Source organism: Paenibacillus sp. 2RAB27 (assembly GCF_052115445.1).
Classification (GTDB): domain Bacteria; phylum Bacillota; class Bacilli; order Paenibacillales; family NBRC-103111; genus Paenibacillus_E.
Genome location: NZ_JBFRGR010000094.1, coordinates 1 through 1,055, shown reverse-complemented (window position 1 = coordinate 1,055; position 1,055 = coordinate 1). Strand labels below are relative to the sequence as shown.

General features: G+C 41.8%; 1 protein-coding gene. It reads left to right on the top strand.

Going from position 1 to position 1,055, the window contains the following annotated elements; all coding sequences use genetic code 11:
• The first annotated feature begins 72 nt into the window (after positions 1 to 72).
• Entirely contained in the window at positions 73 to 1,017 is a 945-nt protein-coding gene (locus AB4114_RS35740; RefSeq protein WP_441992676.1) for an IS3 family transposase, read from the top strand.
• Positions 1,018 to 1,055: the final 38 nt, after the last annotated feature.

Here is a 1,055-nt window from a genome sequence, read left to right as displayed (position 1 = left end):
TGAGAAGGTCCGTCAATTGGAGCAGCTCTTGAAAGAGAAAGAACGTGAACTCGCAGAGAAGGATCGCCGGATATCAGAGGCGGAAGAAGAACTAGCGATTGTAAAAAAGGCCGTACACATCTTCAGCAGACCAAGGAACTAAGGTTCCAATTTATTGAAGATCATCGCTCTGAATTTTCARTAGAGAAGATGTGTCAGACACTCGAGGTATCGAAGAGCGGTTTTTACAAATGGGTACTGGGTAAAGCTGTTGTGAACAGCTACCAGAAGCGCAGAGCAGCTCTTTTAGCTCGTATTACATTCATCTTTCATGACCACTTTGGTMGGTATGGAAGCCCTAAAATCACAGAGACTTTAAAGCGTGAAGGCTGGACGGTTTCTGAGCGTTTAGTAGGAAAGTTGATGAAAGCAAACGGGCTTCGTTCCTGTGTTTCCAAGAAGTTTCGAGTGAATACAACCGATTCAAACCATGATTTTCCGATTGCATCAAACGTGCTGAATCAGAACTTCCAAACAACAGCGCCAAACAAAGTTTGGGTAACAGATATTACTTATATCCCATGCCGACAGGGCCGCATGTATCTAGCAAGTGTTTTAGATTTGTACACACGCAAAATTGTAGGTTGGAAACTCGGAGACCGTATGACGACCGACTTAGTTCTCGCTGCCTTAGATCAAGCCTACGAGGCTCAAAAACCTCCTAAAGGCCTGTTACATCACTCAGATCGTGGATCACAGTACGCATCAACCGATTACCGCGAAAGACTTAAAAAATACAAGATGAAAGCTAGCATGAGTCGAAAAGGCAACTGTTATGACAATGCATGTATCGAATCTTTTCATAGTGTACTAAAGAAAGAGTTTGTTTATTGTACAAGATTTTTGACAAAAGCCCAAGCACAACAAGATATGTTCGAATACATTGAACTTTTTTATAATCGTAAAAGGATCCATGGTTCTTTGGGTTACCTTTCACCCGTTCGATTCGAAGAAAACTACTATAAAAGTGTTGGTTAATTCTCTTAGCAGGTGTCTACTTTCTTGACAGAGGTCCA